Source organism: Streptomyces tardus, assembly GCF_018101125.2.
Classification (GTDB): domain Bacteria; phylum Actinomycetota; class Actinomycetes; order Streptomycetales; family Streptomycetaceae; genus Streptomyces; species Streptomyces tardus.
Window position 1 is genome coordinate 1,769,205 of sequence record NZ_JAELVF020000001.1, and the last position, 20,612, is coordinate 1,789,816.

18 protein-coding genes and 2 pseudogenes are annotated in these 20,612 nt (G+C 73.5%); 5 read left to right on the top strand and 15 right to left on the bottom strand.

The annotated features are described in order from the left end of the window. Nucleotides 1–138: 138 nt before the first annotated feature. Nucleotides 139–1,155 carry an efflux permease Rv1217c-related protein gene (locus tag JGS22_RS07615; RefSeq protein ID WP_505011417.1) on the bottom strand — a complete coding sequence of 339 codons (1,017 nt, stop codon included), beginning with the start codon at nt 1,153–1,155 and terminating at the stop codon, nt 139–141. Nucleotides 1,156–2,276: 1,121 nt separating this feature from the next. Then, nucleotides 2,277–2,507: pseudogene (locus tag JGS22_RS27330) on the bottom strand (diacylglycerol kinase); the annotation flags it as partial. 163 nt (nt 2,508–2,670) lie between these two features. Here JGS22_RS27330 and JGS22_RS07625 point away from each other — a divergent pair. Continuing rightward, nucleotides 2,671–3,957: an adenylosuccinate synthase gene (locus JGS22_RS07625; protein WP_211041005.1), complete on the top strand. Its 1,287-nt coding sequence runs from the start codon at nt 2,671–2,673 to the stop codon at nt 3,955–3,957. Nucleotides 3,958–4,172: 215 nt separating this feature from the next. Here JGS22_RS07625 and JGS22_RS07630 read toward each other — a convergent pair whose 3' ends face one another. Together JGS22_RS07630 and JGS22_RS26780 are read right to left on the bottom strand one after the other, a co-directional pair. After that, on the bottom strand, nt 4,173–4,889 hold the full coding sequence (locus tag JGS22_RS07630) for a response regulator (RefSeq protein ID WP_211041006.1): 717 nt from the start codon (nt 4,887–4,889) through the stop codon (nt 4,173–4,175). Further along, entirely contained in the window at nt 4,886–6,283 is a 1,398-nt protein-coding gene (locus JGS22_RS26780; protein WP_211041007.1) for a sensor histidine kinase, read from the bottom strand. Before JGS22_RS26780 ends, JGS22_RS07630 begins: the two co-directional genes overlap by 4 nt. Before the next feature lie 427 nt (nt 6,284–6,710). On the opposite strand from JGS22_RS26780, the gene JGS22_RS07640 reads away from it, so the two are divergent. Together JGS22_RS07640 and JGS22_RS07645 are read left to right on the top strand one after the other, a co-directional pair. Beyond that, the gene (locus JGS22_RS07640; RefSeq protein ID WP_211041008.1) at nt 6,711–7,685 is read left to right on the top strand and encodes a phosphatidylinositol-specific phospholipase C; all 975 of its coding nucleotides are present in this window, start codon (nt 6,711–6,713) and stop codon (nt 7,683–7,685) included. Between the two features lie 53 nt (nt 7,686–7,738). Further along, nucleotides 7,739–8,332: a YbaK/EbsC family protein gene (locus tag JGS22_RS07645; RefSeq protein WP_211041009.1), complete on the top strand. Its 594-nt coding sequence runs from the start codon at nt 7,739–7,741 to the stop codon at nt 8,330–8,332. A 96-nt stretch (nt 8,333–8,428) separates the two neighbouring features. Here the strand turns inward: JGS22_RS07645 and JGS22_RS07650 are convergent, their stop codons facing one another. Beyond that, on the bottom strand, nt 8,429–9,280 hold the full coding sequence (locus JGS22_RS07650; RefSeq protein ID WP_211041010.1) for a putative protein N(5)-glutamine methyltransferase: 852 nt from the start codon (nt 9,278–9,280) through the stop codon (nt 8,429–8,431). A gap of 337 nt (nt 9,281–9,617) precedes the next feature. On the opposite strand from JGS22_RS07650, the gene JGS22_RS07655 reads away from it, so the two are divergent. Continuing rightward, entirely contained in the window at nt 9,618–10,184 is a 567-nt protein-coding gene (locus JGS22_RS07655) for a GNAT family N-acetyltransferase (RefSeq protein WP_211041011.1), read from the top strand. Nucleotides 10,185–10,226: 42 nt separating this feature from the next. Here the strand turns inward: JGS22_RS07655 and JGS22_RS07660 are convergent, their stop codons facing one another. From JGS22_RS07660 to JGS22_RS07690, 7 genes and pseudogenes are all read right to left on the bottom strand, one after another. Further along, nucleotides 10,227–10,538 carry a 4a-hydroxytetrahydrobiopterin dehydratase gene (locus JGS22_RS07660; RefSeq protein WP_211041012.1) on the bottom strand — a complete coding sequence of 104 codons (312 nt, stop codon included), beginning with the start codon at nt 10,536–10,538 and terminating at the stop codon, nt 10,227–10,229. A gap of 635 nt (nt 10,539–11,173) precedes the next feature. Beyond that, a complete protein-coding gene (locus JGS22_RS07665) occupies nt 11,174–11,893 on the bottom strand; it encodes an alpha/beta hydrolase family protein (protein WP_211041013.1) in 720 nt (239 codons plus the stop codon). Continuing rightward, nucleotides 11,890–13,266 (bottom strand): kynureninase, encoded by a 1,377-nt coding sequence (kynU, locus tag JGS22_RS07670; RefSeq protein WP_216814878.1) that lies wholly within the window; start codon nt 13,264–13,266, stop codon nt 11,890–11,892. Before kynU ends, JGS22_RS07665 begins: the two co-directional genes overlap by 4 nt. Next, complete coding sequence (locus JGS22_RS07675) at nt 13,259–14,071, bottom strand: tryptophan 2,3-dioxygenase family protein (RefSeq protein WP_216814879.1); 813 nt, start codon at nt 14,069–14,071, stop codon at nt 13,259–13,261. Before JGS22_RS07675 ends, kynU begins: the two co-directional genes overlap by 8 nt. A 373-nt stretch (nt 14,072–14,444) precedes the next feature. After that, nucleotides 14,445–14,858 carry a DUF3151 domain-containing protein gene (locus JGS22_RS07680; RefSeq protein ID WP_211043712.1) on the bottom strand — a complete coding sequence of 138 codons (414 nt, stop codon included), beginning with the start codon at nt 14,856–14,858 and terminating at the stop codon, nt 14,445–14,447. A gap of 203 nt (nt 14,859–15,061) precedes the next feature. Next, nucleotides 15,062–16,084, bottom strand: coding sequence for a class II fructose-bisphosphate aldolase (gene fbaA / locus JGS22_RS07685; protein WP_211043714.1), 1,023 nt, complete (start codon nt 16,082–16,084; stop codon nt 15,062–15,064). A 339-nt stretch (nt 16,085–16,423) separates the two neighbouring features. After that, a pseudogene (locus JGS22_RS07690) lies at nt 16,424–16,774 on the bottom strand (winged helix-turn-helix transcriptional regulator); the annotation flags it as partial. 84 nt (nt 16,775–16,858) lie between these two features. Here JGS22_RS07690 and JGS22_RS07695 point away from each other — a divergent pair. After that, complete coding sequence (locus JGS22_RS07695) at nt 16,859–17,779, top strand: NAD(P)-dependent oxidoreductase (RefSeq protein ID WP_211043513.1); 921 nt, start codon at nt 16,859–16,861, stop codon at nt 17,777–17,779. A 39-nt stretch (nt 17,780–17,818) separates the two neighbouring features. Here the strand turns inward: JGS22_RS07695 and pyrE are convergent, their stop codons facing one another. From pyrE to JGS22_RS07710, 3 genes are read right to left on the bottom strand one after another with little or no spacing between them, the layout of a single operon-like run. Further along, nucleotides 17,819–18,415 (bottom strand): orotate phosphoribosyltransferase, encoded by a 597-nt coding sequence (pyrE, locus tag JGS22_RS07700; protein WP_211043510.1) that lies wholly within the window; start codon nt 18,413–18,415, stop codon nt 17,819–17,821. 53 nt (nt 18,416–18,468) lie between these two features. After that, nucleotides 18,469–19,302 (bottom strand): aldose epimerase family protein, encoded by an 834-nt coding sequence (locus JGS22_RS07705; protein WP_211043508.1) that lies wholly within the window; start codon nt 19,300–19,302, stop codon nt 18,469–18,471. Beyond that, nucleotides 19,283–20,608, bottom strand: coding sequence for an SRPBCC family protein (locus JGS22_RS07710; protein ID WP_216814880.1), 1,326 nt, complete (start codon nt 20,606–20,608; stop codon nt 19,283–19,285). The genes JGS22_RS07705 and JGS22_RS07710 overlap by 20 nt, the downstream gene beginning before the upstream one ends. Nucleotides 20,609–20,612: the final 4 nt, after the last annotated feature.

The following is a 20,612-nucleotide window of genomic DNA, read 5'->3' on the forward strand; positions in this document are numbered from 1 at the left end:
GGAAGCGGTTCTTCCGCGCTTCTTCGCGCCGTCGAGACTCATGCGACCAGCGCGCCGGGCGAGCCGCATCCGCTGTACCTCCCGCCGGGTGCCGCGTTCGGCCAACCGGGGCGCCGCTCGTGGGGCCCTGAGAGACCGTCAAGACCCGCCTCCGGAGGTTGACGAGCCTTGCGGGGAACGGGTTGACGAGCCATCAACCGCCGCTATTTCGACTCCAGATTCCGCCGGCGGAACCCGAGCACCCCGAATGCCGGCAGCAGGAGCGCACACACCGTCAGAAGTGCGAGCGGCAGCCACTCCACGGACTCCGCCGGCGCCTGGGGGACATGGCCGAACGGTGACAGATTGTTCATCCACTCCGGAAAGCCGAGCACCTGGCCGAGGTATCCGACGACGAACGAGCACATCGGCAGCACCCACGCCGCCGTGCTCCACCGGGGCGCCAGGCCGAACAGCGGCCGCCGCCGCGCCCGCGGTGACCCACAGCGCGGGGCTGTGCAGCAGCGCGGCTCCGACCAGCTTCGGCAGAAGTGACGGCTCGTCGGCGGACACCGAGCCGAGGAACCCGAAGCCGAGGCCGGCGAGCAGCAGCAGGAACGGGCCGGCGAGCAGAGCCACCGTCAGATGCCCGCCGAGCCGGCGGTGGCGGGACAGCCCGGTCGCCGGCAGCGGCTCCGCCCGCCCCGACACCTCCTCGCCGCGCGCCCGCAGCACCGCCAGCACGACGTACGCCGAGCCGACGGTCGCGATCGTCGTCATCAGCATGGAGGCGAAGGCCTCCGTCATCTCCCCCATCGCCTCGGCCGACCGCCGCATCGAGTCGACCGAGTCCAGGACTTCCTCGACGTCGCCGAGGATGGCGCCGTACGCCGCGCCGAGCAGCAGGAGGCCGACCGCGAAACCAATCAACATGCCGCGGTGCAGGCGGAGTTCGAGGTCGAACGGACGAAACGGGGCGCGCGGTACGGCTGCCGAGCGGCGAGGTGGCGCCGTGCCGGTGGCGGCGCGGGTGTGCGCGCTCGACTGGCCGTCACGGCCGCGACGGCGGCGAGGACGATGCCCACGGCGGCATGCGCCAGCCGCGGTAGTGCACACCGTCAGCCGCGGGCGCGAGCCGGGCTCCCGCCGCGAGCTGTACCGGCTGCACTCCGACATCCTGGTATCGGATGATCAGTGAGCGGCGTCCGGTGCCGGGCGTCGCGAGCCCCACGACGAATCTCCCCGCTCAGGACCTAGACGGGGACGGTCAGCCGGAGCACGGCCGGGGCGACGCGCCAGGTGCGGGTGTCGCCGTCCGGTCCGGAGACGGTGACGGTGCGCGCCGCCACCCGCACTTCCGACGGAGGCGCACCGCGCGCACCGAGCGCCGAGGCGGCGGGCTGTCGTACGACGACCTCCGCGAGTCCCTCGCGCGCACGATCGGCGAGCACGGAGACGGACAGTTCGACGACCGGGCGGGCGGGATCGGCGAGCAGCACACCGTCGGCCTCCACCCGCAGCCGCGGCAACATGCCGTCGTCGCCGCCGAGATGGCGCAGCACGGCGGGACGCACCAGCGCGGCGCGGCGGCTGAGCTGGCCGAGCACCCCGGACGCGGCCCGCTCCTCCCGCACGGGCTCGCGCTGCGCGGGAACGGCGGGGATGCGCAGCGCCCCCGCCAGCACCGCGTCCCGGTCGTCGACCAGCAGACCGAGCGGTCGTTCGCCCCCGCCGAGCACCGCACGCGCGGCGCTGACCACGTCCATCGGGAGACCGAGGCCGCGCGCGAGCTCCAACGACTCGGGCGGGCCGACGGGTACGCAGGCGAGCAGCATGGCGTTCCGGCCGCGACCGCCGCCCGTACCGTCCCGGCTGTCGCTCCCCAGGGCGTCGTCCAGAGCGCTGTCGCCCTCGGCGCACTCGTCGTACGGATCGTCGTCGTCGCCGGGTCCGAACTCGCCGCCGTCGTCGCGGTATCCGTGGCCGTGGCCGAACCGGTGGCCGTCGGAGCGCCCGGACCGGTCGGAGCCGTCGGGCCGGTCGGAGCGTCCGGGCCGGTCGCGGAGGTCTCCGGCGGGGGGCCGGTCCGGATGGTGGGCGACGCCGAGATCTGCGTCACCACGGGGGCCGGCGTCGCCGCGGCTTCCGCGGGGAGCCGGGTCGCGCACAAGGGCGGCGCCCGTACGGTCGTCGGACGGCTCGCGGTACGGGGCGCCCGTGCAGTCGGTCGCCTCGACGGGAGGCGCATCGGCTTCGACGGACGTCTCGTCCGCCGCCGGTGTGCCGCTGCGGTGCTCCTGGTGCAGCTGCCGCACGGCGAGGCCCAGGGTGCGGTCGTCGCCGACGACGACCGGCTGCCGGTGGCCGCGTCTGGCCAGAGCGCGGACCACCGCCTCCGGCCCGTCGGGCAGGCACACCTTCGCCCCGGGCGATCCCGCGCACAGCACATCACGGGCGATCCGTACGGCTTCCGCGTCGTAGCGGCGGGCTGCGGGGTCGATGACAACCAGCAGGTCTGGGGCCGACACCTTTGTCCTTCCTCAGGTAGCCTCTCGGTGCAAGAGCCCCTGTCGCGATTGCGCAGGGGCTTCATCTATCCGGGGCACCAGTTCACGGCTCTCCAGGTGGCGGTCACCGAAACCCGCCGCTTTCGTTCGTTGGACATGCCCCGCAGGGAAGGGGTGTACGCCTGTGCCCGCACTTGTGCTGCTCGGTGCTCAGTGGGGTGACGAAGGCAAGGGGAAGGCGACCGATCTGCTCGGCGGGTCCGTCGACTACGTCGTGCGCTTCCAGGGCGGCAACAACGCGGGGCACACCGTCGTTGTCGGCGACCAGAAGTATGCCCTGCACCTGCTGCCCTCCGGCATCCTTTCGCCGACCTGCACCCCGGTCATCGGCAACGGAGTCGTCGTCGACCCCGCCGTGCTGCTCTCCGAGCTGAGCGGCCTCAACGAGCGCGGCGTCGACACCTCCAAGCTGCTGCTGAGCGGCAACGCCCACCTGATCACGCCGTACCACACCGAGGTCGACAAGGTCACCGAGCGCTTCCTGGGGAAGCGGAAGATCGGCACCACCGGCCGGGGCATCGGACCGACGTACGCGGACAAGATCAACCGCGTCGGCATCCGCGTCCAGGACCTCTTCGACGAATCGATCCTTCTGCAGAAGGTCGAGGCCGCGCTGGACGTCAAGAACCAGCTGCTCGCCAAGCTCTACAACCGCCGGGCGATCAAGCCCGAGCAGGTCGTCGAGGAGCTGCTCGGTTACGCGGACCGGCTCAGCGGATACGTCTGCGACACCACGCTCGTCCTCAACGACGCCATCGACGAGGGCCGGGTCGTCCTCTTCGAGGGCGGCCAGGGCACGCTGCTGGACGTCGACCACGGCACGTACCCCTTCGTCACCTCCTCCAACCCGACCGCGGGCGGCGCCTGCACCGGTGCGGGAGTGGGACCGACGAAGATCAACCGGGTCATCGGCATCCTGAAGGCGTACACCACGCGCGTCGGCGCCGGACCGTTCCCCACCGAGCTGTTCGACGCGGACGGCGAGGCGCTGCGGACGATCGGCGGCGAGAAGGGCGTCACCACCGGACGCGACCGCCGCTGCGGCTGGTTCGACGCGGTGATCGCGCGCTACGCGACCCGGGTCAACGGGCTGACCGACTTCTTCCTCACCAAGCTCGACGTGCTCACCGGCTGGGAGCAGATCCCGGTCTGCGTCGCGTACGAGATCGACGGTCGGCGGGTGACCGAACTCCCGTACAGCCAGACCGACTTCCACCACGCCAAGCCGGTCTACGAGTACCTGCCTGGCTGGTCGGAGGACATCACCGGGGCGAAGACCTTCGCCGAGCTGCCGAAGAACGCGCAGCGCTACGTGAAGGCGCTGGAGGAGATGTCCGGTGCGCCGATCTCCGCGATCGGCGTGGGCCCCGGCCGGGACGAGACCATCCAGATCAACTCCTTCCTGGACTGATCCGCCACCGCCGGCCGCCCCGCGGCGCCGCGCTCCCGCCGACGGCGACTCGCACCGCGCCCCGCACGCGGCACACGGCACGCGCACCGGAGGGCCGTTCCCCGTACGACACGGGGAACGGCCCTCCGGCGTGAGACGGGCCGGTTGCGCGCCGCGGACGGGACACGGACGGGGACGGGCCGGACGCCGACGGACACGGACGGGGCGGGGCGGGGTCAGCCGGGCGGTGCGACCAGGCCGGTCTCGTACGCGTACACCGCCGCCTGGGTGCGGTCGCGCAGCCGGAGCTTGTCGAGAATGCGGCTCATATGGGTCTTGACCGTCGACTCGGCGAGGAACAGGTGCTCGGCGATCTCGCAGTTCGACAGCCCCTGGGCGACCAGCGCCAGCACCTCGGTCTCCCGCTCGGTCAGCTCCGCGAGACGGGCCCGGAGCGGGCCACGCGGGCCCGCCGGACCGCTCGGAAGCTCCGAGAGCCGGGAGAACTCGGCGATCAGCCGCCGCGTCACGGTGGGCGCGAGCAGCGCCTCTCCGGAGGCCACCACCCGTACGCCGTCGGCGAGTTGGCGGGCGCTGGAGTCCTTGAGGAGGAAGCCGGAGGCGCCCGCCCGCAGCGCCTGGTAGACGTACTCGTCCAGGTCGTAGGTGGTCAGGATCAGCACCCTCGCGGCGGCGCCGGCCGCGACCAGCTCGGAGGTGGCCTCCAGACCGTTGAGTTCGGGCATCCGGATGTCCATCAGGACGACGTCCGGGGCGAGTTCGGCGACCCTGCGCACGGCTTCGCGTCCGTTGACCGCCTCGCCCACCACTTCGATGTCGGGTTGTGCGCCCAGCAGTACGGAGAATCCCTCCCGCACCAGCATCTGGTCGTCCGCGATGAGGACCCGGATCGGGCGCCCGCGAACGGGAGTTGCCCCGGTGTCGCCGCTCATGCGCATGCCTCCGAACCGGTCGCGGTGCTGTCGCCGGCCGACCGTCCGACGGGTTCGCCGCCTCCGGGCTGCGGTTCGACCGGCAGATACGCCTCGACGTCCCAGCCACCGTCCTCCCGTGCGCCGGCGGTGAGTTCGCCGCCCAGCAGGGCGGCGCGCTCCGTCATCCCGCGGATGCCCTGGCCCGCACCGCGCGAGGGCTCGGTGACCGGCCCGGTCGACGGTCCGTTCGCGACCCGGATGCCCAACCCGCCCAGCACATGGGCGAGTTCTACGCGTACGGCGGCGCCGGGCGCGTACCGCAGCGCGTTGCTGAGCGACTCCTGAACGATCCGGTACGCGGAGAGCTCCACGCCGGGCGGCAGCGGTCGCACCGAGCCGGTGGTCACCAGCTCCGCGTCCCGTCCGGACGCCCGTACGTTGGCGACCAGTCCGTCGAGCTCGGCGAGAGTGGGCTGCGGGGCCTCCGGCACGGCCGGCTGGTCGGACCGTACGACCCCGAGGACGCGACGGAGTTCGGCGAGCGCGGTGACGGCGTTCTCCCGGATGGTGGCCAGCGCCTTCACCAGCTCCTCGGGCGGGTCCTGCACCCGGTAGGGGGCAGCCTCTGCCTGGATCGCGACGACCGACATGTGGTGGGCGACGACGTCGTGCAACTCCCGTGCGATCACGGCGCGTTCCTCCAGCCGGGTGCGGAGCGAACGCTCCTCGCGCACCTCCGCCGACTGCTCGGCGATCCGGATCTGGGACCCGCGCCAGGCCCGTACGAAGAGCAGCACCAGCAGCGCGGCGCCGTACAGGAACGCCATCTCGCCGGGCTCGGAGGTCATGTCCGGACCGGACCGCACGAAGTTGATGCTCACCACTCCCGCGACCGCCGAAGTCAGCATCCACAGCAGCACGACCGTCCGCTTGTGCGCCCGCCACGCCACGCAGAGCAGCACGGTCAGATGCGCCGCGAGCACCGGGCTGTTGTGCGGGAAGTCCGCACCCAGCTGCGGGTACACCGTGGGCGCCAGCACCAGCCCGGCGAGCGACAGCCAGTACGCGCCGACCGGCCGCAGCGCCAGCATCGCCACCGGCAGCGCGACCAGCAGCGCCGACAGCATGGTGTCCGCCTCCAGCGGACGCGGTACGAGGTACCACACCAGCACCAGGAGTGCGGCGGCCTGCACCAGCCCCTGGCGCCAGTGCCCGGCGACGGTGCGCAGCGGTGCCGGAACGCGCCGCAGCCAGGGGGCGTCCTCGGGCGCCGTGCGCAGCGGTCGCAGGGTGAAGGCGCCGCGCGTCATGTCCTCGCGGAACGTCCGCCACGCGTCCCGTACCGCACGCCGTCCGGCTCGGGGTCCGAACCTGCGGCCTCCTGAGGGCTTGGCCCTGGTCGTGTCGTCCATACGTCGAACAGTACGAAGCAGACGCGGCGGCGCGCGTCCCTCCCGGGTGCCACGCTGCCGCCTCCATCTTCAGGAGGACGCCCCGCGCGGGGGAAGGGCCGTACCGGGGCGGGCACCGCGCGGCGGCACCGCCCGCTGCGGACGGCTGCGGAGTGCCACGGACAGCGCATCCGGGCCGGCCAACGCCGGGCCGGCACCCGGCAGTCGGCGCCGGCCCCCGCCCTTCGGCGCGCACCTCCCGCCTCCCGCCTCGCACCTCGCGCCTCGCGATCGGGGCCTCAACAGGACCGGCGCGTACGGGAGTTGGCCGAGAGTTCACGGAACGACGCCCGGGTTCTGCGCGCAATGTCTATACCAATGGAACGGCTTGCGCTAGCTTCTGGCCCGGAGCACACCCCCACCCCACCCCCACACTCCGGAGGCTCCCATGTCCCACCTGCGCACCCGTTCCCTCGACCGCCGCGGCTTCCTGCGCGGGGCCGCCGCCGGAGCGCTGGGTATCGGTCTCGGCGCGGCCGGCATCGCCGCGGCGGGTGCCGCACCCGCACCGAGCACCGGACGCGCCGCTGACTCCGCCGCCTGGCGCTCCAGCGGCTGGATGGGCGAGCTGTCCGCGGACCTCTCCCTGGACGACATCACCATGCCGGGCGCGCACAACGCCTGCGCGCTGGTGGGCGGACCGTTCGACACCGCGAAGTGCCAGGACCTGGCGCTGCCCGAGCTGTTGAACGCCGGAGTGCGCTACCTGGACGTCCGCTGCCGCCCGGTCGACGGCGCGTTCGCGATCCACCACGGTGTGATCTACCAGCGCAAGAACTTCCAGGACGTGCTCAACGAGTGCCGCGACTTCCTGTCCGCCAACACCGGCGAGACCCTGGTGCTCGCCGTGCAGAAGGAGCATTCGGACGCCTCCGACGGGGAGTTCGCCGACATCTTCAACGATCTGTACATGTCGGAACTGGGCTTCGACGGACTGCTGCACCGCGAGTCCGACTCCCTGCCGACGCTCGGCGAGGCGCGCGGACGCATCGTGCTGGTCACCACCCAGCCCGACATCGGCGGGCTGCGCTTCCCGAGCTCCGACTCCCTCTTCGTCCAGAACGAGTGGGAGCTGCCGACCGAGGAGAAGTGGCAGGCCGTCGAGCGGCATCTGGACGCGTCCGCAGCCGAGGCCGGCGACACCGACCGGCTCGCGGTCAACTACCTCAGCACCACCGGCGGCGAGCTGCTCCCCTCCCCGCGCGGCTACGCCGAAGCGCTCAACCCACGTCTGGAGGAGCGCCTCAACGCCGAGTACGACCGCGGCGACCGGCCGGTGTACGGCGCTGTCCTGCTCGACTTCGCCGGTACCGTCTCCGCCGACTTGCCCCGGGCCCTCTTCCGCCTCAACGAGGGCTCCTGACACCTCCTCCCGCATGGGCGGCGGCACAAGCGTCGGCGCGTAACTTGGGCCCCATGAGTACATCGGCAGAACTCCCCTTCGGCCGCTTCGACGAGGCGTGGACCGCGGTCGAACGTCCCGAGTTGCTCGCCCCGCCCGTGGCCGCCGCCCTCCAGGAGTGGGCGGACGCCGAGCCCGGGGTGCCGGTGCGGTCCGTCCGGCTCGTCGACACCGATCCGGAACGGGCCGACACGGCCGCCTTCTGCGCGGCGTACGACGTACCGGCCGAGGTGTCGGCGAACTGCGTGGTGGTCGCCGCCAAGCGCGGCGGACGCACCGCGCTCGCGGCCGGGGTCGTCCTCGCCACCACCAGGCTGGACGTCAACCGCGCGGTGCGCAGGCACCTCGACGCGCGGAAGGCGTCCTTCGCGCCCGTGGAACTGACCGTCGCCGAGACCGGCATGGAGTACGGCGGGATCACCCCGATCGGGCTGCCGGACGGCTGGCCGCTGCTGATCGACGCGGCGGTGGCGGACACCCCGTACGTGCTGATCGGCAGCGGCCGTCGCCGCGCCAAACTCATCCTGCCGGGCGCCGTGCTCGCCCAACTGCCCGGCGCCCAGGTCCTCTCCGATCTGGCCGTCCCGGCCCCGCCGGCGGAGGACTGAGCCCGGCCCACCGCGCGGGCCCGCACCCGGTCGGCCCCGCGGAAGCCCCCGGTGTCTGCGCACGCGGACCGGCGCACGGGCGGCGGTGCCCCGGGGTCAGGCGTCCGGAGTGGCCGTGGCGGGTGGCCGACGGGCCAGTACGACCGTTGCCGCGCGCTCCTCGCAGCGGCTCACCCACGGCAGCAGTCCGTGCCGCACGCAGGCCGCCACCGTCTGCTCGGCCTGGCGGTCGCTGGTCTCCACCAGCAGCAGACCACCGGGGGCCAGCCAGTGCGCGGCGTCCGCGATGACCCGCCGCTGCACGTCCAGACCGTCCGCGCCGCCGTCCAGCGCGGTACGGGGTTCGTGGTCGCGCGCCTCGGACGGCAGGAGTCCGAGCTCGACGGTGGGGACGTACGGGGCGTTGGCCGGGAGCAGTTCGACGCGCCCCCGGAGCCCGCGGGGCAGCGGGTCGTAGAGGTCGCCCTCGTACACCCGGCCGCCCAGGGGGGCGAGGTTGCGCCGGGCACACCGCACGGCGGCGGGGTCGAGGTCGGCGGCGTGCAGCTCCACTCTGCCCAGTCGGGCGGCGAGCGCGGCGCCGAGCGCGCCGGTGCCGCAGCACAGGTCGAGCACGACCGCGCCCGGCCGCCCGTGGGCCTCGGCCTGCTCGACCAGGAACTCGGTGCGGCGGCGCGGCACGAAGACCCCGGCCGCCACGGCGATCCGCAGCCCCGCGAACTCGGCCCGGCCCAGTACGTGTTCCAGCGGCAGCCCGGACGCCCTGCGGGCCGCCATCGCGTCCAGCTCCTCGGTGGTGCGCGCGGTGTCGTGCAGCAGCCGCGCCTCCTCCTCGGCGAAGACGCAGCCCGCGGCTCTCAGCCGCTCGACGAGGGCCTGCGGCGGCGGGAGCGCACCGGGGCGGAGGGGTTCCGGGAAGTGCGGTGCGGAGGAGTGGTGGAAGGTCAAGATCGGGCCTTTCGAGGAAGATCGAAGGGCGCGGACCCGGCCTGTCGCACTCGCCGTGCGGCGGGAGTGCCGTACGGGAGCGGGGCGCGAGCGAAGCTGCGGCGACGGCCGCTGCCGGGCGGCGTACTACCGGTTCCGCGCGTCCCGCCGGCCGTGCCGGTCGCTTCCGTCGCCGAGGGAGGGCGTCCGGTGTGCCGCGCTGGTGCGGATCGGTCCCACCTCCTCGAACGCCCTGGCCACAGCGCCCGGTCCGGGGCGTTCCGGGCCCGGGCGAACGCTCAGTGTAACGGCCGCGCCACGCACCCGCGGCGGATCCGTGCGTTGCTACCGTCTCGCCATGCAGCCAAGCCCCACGAGCGGTTCCGGCGCGCTGACGCTCCGTACCGCGCACACCTCCGAGGTCTCCGGCGACGAACTCGCCGCCGCACACGCCATGGTGGCCTCGACCTTCGATGAGGAGTTCTCCGCGCACGACTGGGAGCACGCGCTGGGCGGGATGCACGTCCTGGTCCACGACGGCACCGAACCGGTCGGCCACGCGGCCGTGGTCCAGCGGCGGCTCCTGCACGGCGGCAGGCCGCTGCGGACCGGCTACGTCGAGGGGGTCGGTGTGCACCGGCAGTACCAACGCCGCGGGATCGGCGGCATGTTGATGACCGAGATCGAACGGATCGTCACCGCCGCGTACGACCTCGGCGCGCTCGGCGCCACCGACGCCGGCGCGCCGCTCTACCGCGCCCGGGGCTGGCTGCCCTGGCAGGGCACCGCAGCCGCCTTCACCCCGGACGGCATCGTGCCCACTCCCGAGGACGTGCAGTTCGTCCACGTCTTCCCGGTGGAGGGCCAACCCCTGGACCGGACCGGCGAGTTGGTCTGCGACTGGCGCTCCGGCGACGTCTGGTGAGACCGCCCGCACAGCGGCGACCCGTCCTCGGGCGGAAGACGCTCAGCCGACCGGCCGGGCCTGGTGGTCGGCGGCGATCGCGGAGATCCGCGCGGCCATCGCGGTGTCCTTCGCGGTGACGACGTCGCCGGCGTCGTGGGTGTTGAGCGCGAAGGAGATCGTGCCGTAGAGGATCGACACGCGGGCGTGGTGGTCGGCGTCGTCCTCCGCCGCCGCCACGGCGACGTAGAGCTGCGGCAGCAGGGTCCGGTCCGCCGTGAACCCGGCGGTCAGGGCGTTGTCCTCGAAGGCCCAACCGGGCAGCTCCGCAAGGGCGTTGGTGATCTCGACATCGGTGAGCGGGGTGGCGGCCACGGCGTACTCCTCGGTTTCGGCGGCTGGTCGCGGGACGGGTGCTGTGCCCCGCCCCGCACTATGCCCGGCGGGTGCCCGACGAACCGGCCACCGACACTCACCACCCGCATCTCGCCGTTTGCCACCCGCACCTGGTCACTCGTCACTCGCCACGCAGCGGAGCGCAGCACGGCGGGACGCGGCAGGCAGGGGAGGGCGCGAGGTGCGGGACGCGGGCGCACGGGTTCGGCGCGGTGGGGGCGACGCGGCGGCGGGTACGCGCGGGCTGTGCGCAGGCCGGGTGGCCGCAGACGCTCGGGCCGGCTTGGCCGCAGGCCCGGGGCCCGGCCCCGGCCCGGTGCCGGACAGCAAGACGCCGCCGTCCCACGGGGGTTAGGACGGCGGCGACCGCTTGAGGTGTCTTGGCGTAACGGGGGAACGCCACACACCGCTGCCCATTCTCCCGACGCGACCGGGTCAAGTCACGGTTGTGGTCATTGTGTTCACGGTTTGCCGCCCGCACTCGGGCCCGCTCCCCCGGGCCGTCCGGCTCCGCTCGGCGGCCGGGCCCGTACCGGCCGTGCGCCCGTACCCGCCCTGACGTGCGCGGACGTGGCCGCTGGGGACGAGCGGGCCCGGCCGGACGAGCCCCGCGGTCAGGGCCTGCGGATGAGGTCCAGCAGCACGCCGTACGGCGGACGCGTGGGGTGGAACGGTGCGAAGTGGCCCGCGCCCGGCAGCAGATGGAGCCGCGCTCCCCAGTTGTTGGCGTACCGCCGGGACAGCTCGATCGGCACTTCCAGGTCGGCGGTGCCGTGCACCACCTCCACCGGTACGCGCGGCAGCAGCCGCATCGGATCGGCCTCCGGCAGGAGCGATGTGACCCCGGCGTGGCCGCCGAGCAGCTCGGTGACTGCGCCGTCGCTCAGCCCCATGTCGTACGCCCTGGACAGATCGGCGACCGGGGCGACGGCGATCACCCGGTCCGCCGCGCGGTCGCGGTGCGCGGCGGCCCACAGTGCGAGCTGGCCGCCCGCCGAGTGGCCGAGCAGCACCTTCGGCGGCCCGCCGAGGTGGTCGAGGGCCGCGTTCACGTCGTCGGCGGTCTGCGGCCAGCCGCCGTCGCCGCCCAGACGGCGGTACTCGACCAGCTCCACCGAGAAGCCCGCCTCGCCCAACGCATGGGCGAACGGGGCCAGATGGCGCCGGTCGTACGCCTCGCGCCAGTAGCCGCCGTGCAGCACGGTGACGCGTGGGCCGTTGCCGCTGCCGTACCGGTCGACGATGTGCGAGGGGTGCTTCCCGTACACCTCCGACGACACCGGCGCGGGACGCTCCAGCGCGTTCAGCGCAGCCCATTCCTCGTTGCTGTTCACCCGACGACCTCCCCCAGGACCCGTGCGGCCCTCTCCGTATCGGTGAACGAGGTGTACAGCGGAGTGAAGCCGAAGCGCAAGATCCCCGGGCGGCGGTGGTCGCCCACCACGCCCCTGGCGATCAGCTCGGCCATCACCGCTTCCGCGTCCTCGCAGCGCAACGAGATCTGGCTGCCGCGTCGGGCGTGCTCGCGCGGAGTGACCAGCGAGAGCCGGCCCGGGGGCACGTACGCCTCGACACAGCGCAGGAAGAAGTCGGTCAGCGCGAGCGATTTGGCCCGCACCGCCGCGATGTCCACGCCCCGCCACACTTCGAGCGCGCTCTCCAGCGCCAGCATCGAGAGCAGGTCGGGGGTGCCGACCCGCCCCTTGCGGACGTCCGCGGCGGGCTCGTACGCCGAGGCCATCGCGAAGGGGTCGCGGTGGGAGTTCCAGCCGGGCAGCGGGGAGTCGAAGGCGGCCTGGTGGGCGCGGCGGATGTAGAGGAAGGCAGGGGCGCCGGGGCCGCCGTTGAGGTACTTGTACGTGCAGCCGACGGCCAGGTCGACGCCGTGCTCGTCGAGCGCGACCGGCAGGGCGCCGGCGCTGTGGCACAGATCGGCGACGACGTGTGCGCCGGCCGCGTGGGCGGCGGCGGTGATCGCCGGGAGGTCGTGCAACTCCCCCGACTGGTAGTCGACCTGGTTCACCAGCAGCGCCGCGGTGCGTGGGCCGACGGCGGACGCCATCGCGGCCGGGGCGACGGGTCGGATCGTGCGACCGGTCATCCGGGCGGCCGAGGCTGCGACGTAGCCGTCCGTGGGGAAGGTGGCGGCGTCGACCAGGATCTCGTCCCGGTCCGCGCCCGCGAGCCGGGCCGCGGCGACGACGGCCTTGAAGACGTTCACCGAGGTGGAGTCGCCGACCACGATCTGGCCGGGCGCGGCACCGACGAGCGGTGCGATCAGCTCGCCGACCCGCTCGGGCGCCTCCCACCAGCCGGACTCCGTCCACGAGCGGATGCGCAGCCGGCCCCACTCCCGGCCGATCACCTCGGCGACCCGCTCGGCCACCGCGCGGGGCAGTGCGCCGAGGGAGTTGCCGTCCAGGTAGACACCGGCCGCGTCCCGGCCGCCGTCCTCCGCGGAGTCGGGACGCACCGCGGCGCGCGCTGCCGTCTCGGTCGCCGCCGTCGCCCCGGTCGCCGTCGCCCCGGTCGCCGCCGGGTCGGCGTCGTCGAGGACGAACTCGGCGCGCAGCGGGGCGAGTTCGTCGGTCGCGTCCAACTGCCGTGCCTGCGCACGGAGTTCGGCTGCGAGAGCAGGGAAAGCGGCGGATCCCGCGGCGGGAGCGGCGGGGCGGGTGCCGGCGTCGGGGCCGGGGTGCTCAGACATAGCTGCGGGCCGTCCACAGTTCGGGGAAGACGTTCTTCTGCGCCCGCCGCTCCAGCCAGGCCACACCGGCCGAGCCGCCCGTGCCGACCTTCGACCCCATCGCCCGCCGGGTGGCGACCAGATGGTCGTTGCGCCATCGCCAGACGAGTTCGGCGACCTCGGTCAGCCCCTCGCCGAGCCGCGCCTCGGGCGTCGTGGGATCGCCCTCGTACACGCGGGTCCACACCGACTCCACGGCCGGCTGCGGCTCGTACCGCTGGGAGAGGTCACGGTCCAGGAGCCCCGCCGGGATGTCGTGGCCGCGCCGCGCGAGGAAGCGCAGCACCTCGTCGTACAGGCTCGGCTGGTGCAGCGCCTTCTCCAGCTCGTCGTGCACCCGGGGCGCGCCCCGGTGCGGTACGAGCATCGAGGACGCCTTCTCGCCGAGCAGGAACTCCATCCGGCGGTACATCGCCGACTGGAAGCCCGAACCCTCGCCGAGGGCGGAGCGGTAGGAGTTGAACTGCGCGGGGGTGAGGTGGGCGAGCGGCTCCCACGAGGCGTTCAGCGAACGCAGCTCGTAGGTGGAGCGGGTCAGCGCGGCGAGCGCGGTGGGGACGTCGTCCCCGCGCAACGCCTTCGCCGCCGTCTCCCACTCGTGGACGATGACGGTGAACCACAGCTCCATGACCTGGGTCGTCACCAGGAACACCATCTCGCCGGGGTCGTCCGACAGCGGGTGCTGGAGGTGGGTGAGGACGTCTGCCTGTACGTAGTCCTCGTAAGGGGTCGTACCGGCGAAGTCCAGGTTCGGGGTCTCCGACATGAGGTCTCCGTTGAGGAAGGGTGCCCGGGGTCTCCGGGCCGTCCCGGGCGACCCGGGCTCCCCCGGATCATCGCCGGGCACGGGCACACCCGGCAAGCGGCGGTACGCGTACGGCCCGCCGGGAGCGCGGGCGCAGCAACGGCCCGCGACCGGGCGGAGTACGGGCACCGGCTGCGCGCAAACAGGCACGGGAACGGGCAGGGCGGGCACACGGGAACGGGCACGGCGGGCACGGAACGGCGTGCGACCCGTGCGGCACGGGAACGGCCCGGAGCGGCGTGCGGAGGGCAGCCGTCCGGGCCGGTCGCGGAACCCGGCGTCGCACCTCGGACGGCCGCCCCGTGGACGGCTGCCCCGGTGCGCGGGGGCGGACTCAGGAGAGGGTGGCCGCCGCGGTGGGCGAGCTCTCCTTGAGGAAGGTCGAGCAGCGCTCGTACTCCTCGTCCTCCCCGATCGCCTTGGCGGCGCGGGCGAGTGCGTGCAGGGCGCGGAGGAAGCCGCGGTTGGGCTCGTGCTCGAACGGCACCGGGCCGTGGCCCTTCCAGCCGTTGCGGCGCAGCAGGTCCAGCCCGCGGTGGTAACCGGTGCGGGCGTAGGCGTAGGACTCGACGGTGCGGCCGGCGTCGTAGGCGTCGTCCGCGAGCTGGGCCCAGGCGAGGCAGGACGTCGGGTACTTCGCCGCGACATCGGCGGGAGCGGTGCCGCCGGCGAGCAGGTCGCGCGGCTCCGGGTCCTCGGGAAGGTGGGTCGGGGGCGGTCCCCCGAGCAGGTTCTCGTGATTGACCATGGTGCCAAGTGTGCCTTGCCCGGCTCGGCGCGAGCGGGGCAGGGAGCATACGTTCTCCCGCGGGCCGGCGACCTGCGGCGCCGCGCCGGGACGCGACGAACGTCGGGACGCCTCGCGGGACACGCGTGGCCCCCGGCGCGGGGGCCGGGGGCCACGGAGGCCGACGCGCCCCGGGAACGTCAGCGACGCCCGGGACGGGGACGTCACTTCATGCGCGTACCGGTGGAACGCAGGTCGGCGCAGGCCTTGGTGATCCGCTCGGCCATCGACGCCTCGGCGAGCTTGCCCCAGGCGCGCGGGTCGTACGCCTTCTTGTTGCCCACCTCGCCGTCGACCTTCAGCACGCTGTCGTAGTTGGCGAGCATGTGACCGGCGACGGGGCGGGTGAAGGCGTACTGGGTGTCGGTGTCCAGGTTCATCTTCACGACGCCGTTGTCCAGCGCGGTGGCGATCTCCTCGGCGGTGGAGCCGGAACCGCCGTGGAAGACGAAGTCGAACGGGTCGGCCTTGCCGTGCTTGGCCGCGACGCCCTGCTGGAGGTCCTTCAGCAGCTCCGGGCGGAGCACGACGTTGCCCGGCTTGTAGACGCCGTGCACGTTGCCGAACGAGGCGGCGAGCAGGTAGCGGCCCTTCTCGCCCAGCCCGAGCGCCTCCGCGGTGCGCAGCGCGTCGTCGACGGTGGTGTACAGCTCGTCGTTGATCTCGTGGGTGACGCCGTCCTCCTCTCCACCGGTCGGGGTGATCTCGACCTCGAGGATGATCTTCGCGGCGACCGCGAGGGCCAGCAGCTCCTTGCCGATCTCCAGGTTGTCGGCGAGGGTCTCGGCGGAGCCGTCCCACATGTGCGACTGGAAGAGCGGGTTCTCGCCGCGCTCCACGCGCTCGCGGGAGACCTCCAGCAGCGGGCGGACGTAGCCGTCCAGCTTGTCCTTGGGGCAGTGGTCGGTGTGCAGCGCGATGTTCACCGGGTACTTCTTGGCGACGATGTGCGCGTACTCGGCCAGCGCGACGGCTCCGGTGACCATGTCCTTGCTGTACTGGCCGCCGAGGAACTCCGCGCCGCCGGTCGAGATCTGGACGATGCCGTCGCTCTCGGCCTCGGCGAACCCGCGCAGCGCCGCGTGCAGGGTCTGCGACGAGGTGACGTTGATGGCCGGGTAGGCGAACTTGCCGGCCTTCGCCCGGTCGAGCATCTCGTTGTAGACCTCGGGGGTTGCGATGGGCATGTGTCCGCTCCTTGGGAGATGTGCACGTGTGCGGGGTGTGAGTTGAGTCCAGCCCTGACCGTTGGGGCGACGTCATCGTCGGGGGCCATCCTTCCAGACGCGCCGCCGAGCGCCCGAGGGGCCGCCCCCGTGCACCCGCCACCGACCCGGCACGACCCCGGCCTGCGGTACGGCGTGTGGCCGGGGTCGTGCCGGGTCGGTGGCGGGTGCACGGGGGCGGCCCCTCGGGCGCTCGGTGACTGGGGGGAGGAGCGGATGCGGCGCGAGGGCTGCGCGACGGTCGAGGTCGCACCGACCCCGTCCCGCTGACCCGGCCCACGCGCGGGACGGGGTCGGTGCGACCTCGACCGTCGCGCAGCCCTCGCGCCGCATCCGCTCCTCCCCCCAGTCACCGAGCGCCCCGAGCGCTTGGTTGAGGGTGCGCCCGTGCTCGGTCAGCGAGTACTCGACCCGCGGCGGCACTTCGGCGTACACCTCGCGGTGGACGAGCCCGTCCGCTTCCATCTCCCGCAGGTGCTGCGTCAGCATCTTCTCGCTCACCCCCGCCAGACCGCGCCTGAGCTCGCCGAAGCGCCGTACGCGGTGGCCGTCGAGCTCCCAGAGGATCAGGCCCTTCCACTTGCCGTTCATCACGTCGAGCGCTGCGTCGATTCCACAGATGTAGGGCCCGCGTCTCGGCACTCCGGCCATCTCTGCTCCCCCTTACGAATTGGTCAGTACCGCAGAAAATAGTGGGTACTTCCGGCAGCGGCGAGACTCTTCGAGCATGGAGGTGTGAACACACAACAGGACTCCAACGACGCGAGGAACACCGCTGTGACCGTGATCGGGCTCGGCCCGATGGGCCGGGCGATGGTCCGCACCCTCCTCGCCGCAGGGCATCCGGTCGCCGTGTGGAACCGGACTCCGGGCCGGGCCGACGGCGTCGTCGCCGACGGGGCCGCGCTCGCGGCCACGCCCGCCGAAGCGGTCGAGGCGAGCGACCTCGTGATCCTCAGCCTCACCGACTACCGGGCGATGTACGACATCCTCGGCGGCGCCACCGCCTCGCTCGCCGGCCGGACACTGGTCAACCTCAGCTCCGACACCCCCGAACGCTCGCGCGAGGCGGCGGCCTGGGCGGAGGGCCACGGCGCCACCTTCGTCACCGGCGGCGTCATGGTGCCCCCGCCGATGGTCGGCACCGAGGCGTCCCACGTCTACTACAGCGGGCGCGGCCGACCGCCGGAGAGCCACCTCGCCACGCTGGCGCTGCTCGGTGCGCCTCGCCCGCTGGGTGAGGACCCGGGGCTGGCCCAGCTGATGTACCAGGCCCAACTCACGGTGTTCCTCACCACCTTGTCCGGGCTGATGCAGGCCACCGCGATGCTGGGCGCCGCGGGGGTGAAGGCCGAGCACGCGCTGCCGGAACTGCTCGCCTCCACGGCCGGGATCGGCGACATCCTGACGTCCGGCGACGAGAACCCCGGCTCCGCGATCGACGCCGGAGAACACCCCGGAGAGCTCAGCACCGTCACCATGATGGGCGCGACGACCGACCACATCGTCGAGACCAGCACCTCGCTCGGCCTCGACCTCGCGCTTCCCCTGGCCGTGCAGGCCCACTACCGACAGGCCATCGGCAACGGACACGGCGGCGACAACTGGACCCGCATCATCGACGGCATCCGGGAGCCCGGGACGACCGCACGCTGAACCCAGCAGTTGGGCGGGGCCACGCATGCCGGGCGGTGTTCAGCCCAGGTCGAGGTCGGCCAGGTCGTACGCCGAGAGGTACGTCAGTCCCGCCTCGGCCATCGCGCCGGCCGCGCCCCGCTCGACGATCGTCGCGACCGCGACGACCTCCGCGCCCGCTTCCCGGGCGGCCTCGACAGCGGTCAGCGGCGAACCGCCGGTCGTCGAGGTGTCCTCGACGATCAGCACCCGCCGACCGGCGATGTCCGGCCCCTCGATGCGACGTTGCAGCCCGTGCGCCTTGCCGGCCTTGCGAACGACGAAGGCGTCGAGCCGGCGTCCGCGTGCGGCGGCGGCGTGCAGCATCGAGGTGGCGACCGGGTCGGCGCCGAGCGTCAGCCCGCCGACGGCGTCGAAGTCCAGCTCGGCGGTGAGGTCCAGCATGACCCGGCCGGCGAGCGGCGCGGCCTCCGCGTCCAGCGTGATCCGGCGGAGGTCGACGTAGAAGTCGGCCTCCTTGCCGGAGGAGAGCGTCACCCGCCCGTGGACGACGGCCTTCTCCTTGATCAGCCCCAGCAGGACGGACCTCGGCCCGCTGTCGGCCGCGCCCGTACCGCTGTTCTCGCCCGTCACGCTCGTGTCGCTCGTCTCGCTCATGGGCACCGAGCGTAGCGCGGGCGGGTCGGCCGGCTCGCCGGGCGGGTCGGCCGTCACTGCGGAGTGCGCCAGCTCCAGCGGCAGCCGAGCTCCAACGGTGCGATGGGGGTGATGAGTTGGGGGTGGGTGTTGAGCCCGTTGGGCGGGCCGGACTGCGGTTCGACGCACACCGCGTCGTCCGGCTTGTCGTAGACGACGACCCACTCGGCCCGGCTGGTGATCCGCAGCTCCAGCTCGTCCGGCCAGGTCAGCGTGGCGTCGACACCGTCGGGCATGCCGAAGCAGTCGTCCCACCGGCCGGTGCCCGCGTCCTCGGTGGCGAGCGCGGCCTCGTCCAGGCGGTGCCCGGTCGGAATGTGGTCGGGCCCGCGCTCCTCGCGCCAGGCCGGGGCGAAGTCCAACTGCACGTCCCGGCCGCCGAGGCCGAGGTTGCGCCGGAACCACGGATGCCAACCCGCCTGTGCGGGAAAGGAGTTGTCGTAGGTCTCGACGCTGAGCGTGTAGGCGACTCCGCTGCCGTCCTCGTCCAGCTCCACCACCTGGTTGACGGTGGCGGCCCACGGCCAGGGGTCGCCCAGCTCGCAGACGAAGGCGGCGCTGCGTTCGTCGGCGCGGACGGTGCGCCAGGGCCGGTCGTGGACGAGGCCGTGCAGCGCGTGCTCGCCGTCGTTGAGCGGCAGTTGGTGCAGATCGGCGCCGTTGCGGAAGCGCCCCCGCGCGGTACGGCCGCACCACGGCGCCATCACGAAGGAGCCGTACTCGAGCCCCTGGAGCAGCAGTTCCTTGCCGCCGACCCGCAGCGAGGCCGTCCGGCAGCCCTCGGAGGGGCGCAGCAGCAGCTCGGCGTCGCCGGCGGTGAGTCGTACGTCAGTGGTCTGGGTCGTCACCCTTCGAGACTAGGCCAGGTCGTACGACCTGGCCTAGTCTCGAAGGGTGACGACCCAGACCACTGACGTACGACTCACCGCCGGCGACCGCGAGCGCCGCGGCGGGTGCGGCCCAGCGCAGTGTGGCACCGGGCGCAGTCGGCGCCGGTGGCGGTACGGGTGCGTACCGGCCGCGCGGCGGCGCATGGTCGACCTCTTCGGCGCTGCGGCCGATCATGGTGCGGCGGGCGTGCGCGGCCTCGGCGGGCGGTGCACCGGGGGCGGGGATCTCCGCGCCCCGGGTGAGCCCGGTCGGGGCCTCGGAGCCGACATCGTCGCCGAGGGGATCTCCGAAGGGGTCCCGGGCGCCCGCCGGAGTCTGCTCCGCGCCGGAAGCGGCACCGGAAGCGGCATCGGGGTCGGTGCCGGACGGATCGGTGCCGGACGGATCGTCCTCGTCGGAGGCACGGCCCAGCGACGGCGGGGGGATCTCGGTCTCGAAGACCGAGAGCCCGGACTCCTCGTCCTGCACGGCCTGCGGTGACTCGTCCTGCGCGCCGTTCTCACCCGCCGCGCCGGACGCCTCCTGCGGCGCCGGGGGCTCCTCCGACGCCTCTTCGCCGCCGCCCCGGGCGCGGGACGCCTCGGAGTCGCCCGAAGCCGCCTCCGCCGAAGCCTTGGCGTCCGAGGCCTTGGCGTCCGGAGTCTTGGCGTCCGGAGCGGGGATGGCCGGGATCACCGGCGCGTTGTCGTCCCCGGGCGGGTCGGCGGCGAGGCTGTCGGCCAGCGACTCGGTGAAGCGGTCCAGCAGCCTCCGCCCGGCCGCCCGCAGTTGCTTCTCCTCGAACTCGGCGATCCTGCCCTGCCCGCTCGCCGCACCGGTGAACGCCAGCACGGTGCCGGACTCGGCGCCGTCCGGGTCGGCCTCCCGCGGTACGACCGTCAGCTCCATCCGCGCGGTACCGGTGCCGCGCGCCTCGGTGCCGTCGGCCTCGATGACGAAGCCGGGCTCGCGCGCGGTCAACCGGAGCGTGCCGCGGTAGGTGACCGTGGAGCCGCCGATCCGGACCCGCAGCCGACCGCGCACCACCACCTCGTCGGCGCCGTCGACCCCACCGACCCCATCGACCCCGTCAACGCAGCCCTCCGACCCGGCGCCGCCGGTCGCGGCACCGGCCGCCGCGTCGCCGATCGCCGTGCCGCCGGGCGGACTTCCGGCCGCGGCCTCAACCGTCAGCCCCGGTACGCACCGCATCCCGCGCTCGGCCTCGGCGAGCGCGGCACGCACGGCACCCACGGGGAACGGAACGTGCACCTCATGCTCCATGCCC

What these genes read in the sequence shown, in the direction of transcription:
- JGS22_RS07615 (WP_505011417.1), bottom strand. Translation starts at nt 1,155, where the DNA reads ATGTCGGAGTGCAGCCGGTACAGCTCGCGGCGGGAGCCCGGCTCGCGC.
- JGS22_RS07630 (WP_211041006.1), bottom strand. Translation starts at nt 4,889, where the DNA reads ATGAGCGGCGACACCGGGGCAACTCCCGTTCGCGGGCGCCCGATCCGG.
- JGS22_RS26780 (WP_211041007.1), bottom strand. Translation starts at nt 6,283, where the DNA reads ATGGACGACACGACCAGGGCCAAGCCCTCAGGAGGCCGCAGGTTCGGA.
- JGS22_RS07640 (WP_211041008.1), top strand. Translation starts at nt 6,711, where the DNA reads ATGTCCCACCTGCGCACCCGTTCCCTCGACCGCCGCGGCTTCCTGCGC.
- JGS22_RS07645 (WP_211041009.1), top strand. Translation starts at nt 7,739, where the DNA reads ATGAGTACATCGGCAGAACTCCCCTTCGGCCGCTTCGACGAGGCGTGG.
- JGS22_RS07655 (WP_211041011.1), top strand. Translation starts at nt 9,618, where the DNA reads ATGCAGCCAAGCCCCACGAGCGGTTCCGGCGCGCTGACGCTCCGTACC.
- kynU (WP_216814878.1), bottom strand. Translation starts at nt 13,266, where the DNA reads ATGTCTGAGCACCCCGGCCCCGACGCCGGCACCCGCCCCGCCGCTCCC.
- JGS22_RS07675 (WP_216814879.1), bottom strand. Translation starts at nt 14,071, where the DNA reads ATGTCGGAGACCCCGAACCTGGACTTCGCCGGTACGACCCCTTACGAG.
- JGS22_RS07680 (WP_211043712.1), bottom strand. Translation starts at nt 14,858, where the DNA reads ATGGTCAATCACGAGAACCTGCTCGGGGGACCGCCCCCGACCCACCTT.
- fbaA (WP_211043714.1), bottom strand. Translation starts at nt 16,084, where the DNA reads ATGCCCATCGCAACCCCCGAGGTCTACAACGAGATGCTCGACCGGGCG.
- pyrE (WP_211043510.1), bottom strand. Translation starts at nt 18,415, where the DNA reads ATGAGCGAGACGAGCGACACGAGCGTGACGGGCGAGAACAGCGGTACG.
- JGS22_RS07710 (WP_216814880.1), bottom strand. Translation starts at nt 20,608, where the DNA reads ATGGAGCATGAGGTGCACGTTCCGTTCCCCGTGGGTGCCGTGCGTGCC.